The organism is Clostridium sp. CAG:43, from assembly GCF_000434655.1.
Taxonomy (GTDB): Bacteria; Bacillota; Clostridia; order Lachnospirales; family Lachnospiraceae; genus Otoolea; species Otoolea fessa.
On sequence record NZ_FR895029.1, the window covers coordinates 8,023 to 9,414 of the forward strand.

General features: G+C 52.7%; 1 protein-coding gene. It reads right to left on the reverse strand.

Annotation, left to right across the window (positions count from 1 at the left end):
- Positions 1 to 1,189: ABC transporter substrate-binding protein (locus QVO97_RS02310; RefSeq protein WP_369678370.1), on the reverse strand; the 1,189-nt coding region annotated here is incomplete at its 3' end.
- Between the last annotated feature and the right edge of the window lie 203 nt (positions 1,190 to 1,392).

Sequence of the window (1,392 nt, forward strand, 5' to 3'; positions counted from 1 at the left end):
CGGTCGGATAGAGAAATTCCAGAATGGCTTTCACTCCATCCTTTTCGCGGATGCCGTCAGCATTTTTCTTCCATCCCGCCGCATCCAGCATCTCTTCCGCCTTCTCCACATCATAGGAAATGTTCTCCATTTCATCGTTGTACCACGGCATCTTGTCACAGACACTATATGCCGGGCTGCCGTAACCATTTAACACATGATCGATCATTTCCTGCCGGTCAATCGCCAGGTTGAGCGCCCGGCGCACCTGCACATCCGCGGTAAAATCATTGCCGATTTTTACGCCATCCTCCCGTACCGTCTCCGGAACCGCCGGGAGGTTAAATCCACGGTTGTCCACCGTCTCACAGTCCAAAAGACTGAATTCTGGAACCGACTGGTCTGCATAGGACGCCGCCGTGTACGCCACATCCACCTGCCCGGCGCGCACCGCCGCAAATGCCGCATCCTCTTCCATAAAGAGAATCGTGACCTGCCGCATCTTCGGCACATCCCCATAATAATCCGGGTTGGCTTCCAGAATCACCTGCTGCCCCTTGTCCCACTGTTTCAGGATATATCGCCCGGAACCGATCGGATGTGTGCCGTAATCCGTTCCATATGCATGCTCCGGCACAATTCCCGTCACCGCCATCGTGTATGACCAGATAGCAAACGGACGTTCCATCTCAAACACAACCGTCACATCATCGATCGCCTCCGCCTGTTTCAGCATTGAAAAATCGTTGACGGAACTCGTCTCTTTCAATGTGTTATAAGTGAATGCCACATCCTCCGCGGTCAGCGCCTCGCCATCCGTGAATTTCGCATCGTCGCGGATCGTTACCGTCCATGTCATTCCATCCTCGGAGGTCTCCACATCTGTCGCCAGATCATACCCGATACTCAAATCTGCTTCTGTCACCGTCAGGGTGCTCTGGATCAGCGGTTCATGCATATGCTCGCCCGCGCCCCAGCCATATGCCGGATCAAAGCCCGCCTCCGGCTCTGAAGTCGGCGGCATCGCGATAATAACGCTTGTTTGGGTATTTTCCGTCTGTTCTGCGCCGGAACCGCCTTTCCGCGCCTGATTTCCAGCGTTTCCGCATCCGGAAAGCATGACTGCCGCCGCTAAGGCAGTGACGCCAAGTGCCCTGGCTTCTCCGAACACCTTTCCAATGATTTTGCCTGTATTTTCTCGTTTTTTCATATTTTCTGTTGTACCCCTATATTTTTCTTTATGAAACAAAAGGATATCAGAAAAGTGCGATCCCTGCTGAACCGCTGTACCTTCCTGGTATCCTTCTCCATTTTTCTTATTTATCTCAGTTAAAAAAGAATGTGCCTTGGCACATTCTCGTGCCGAGCGCAGTCGCTTGCGACATGTTTCTTCTTCGCGCGAGTGCGCATCCC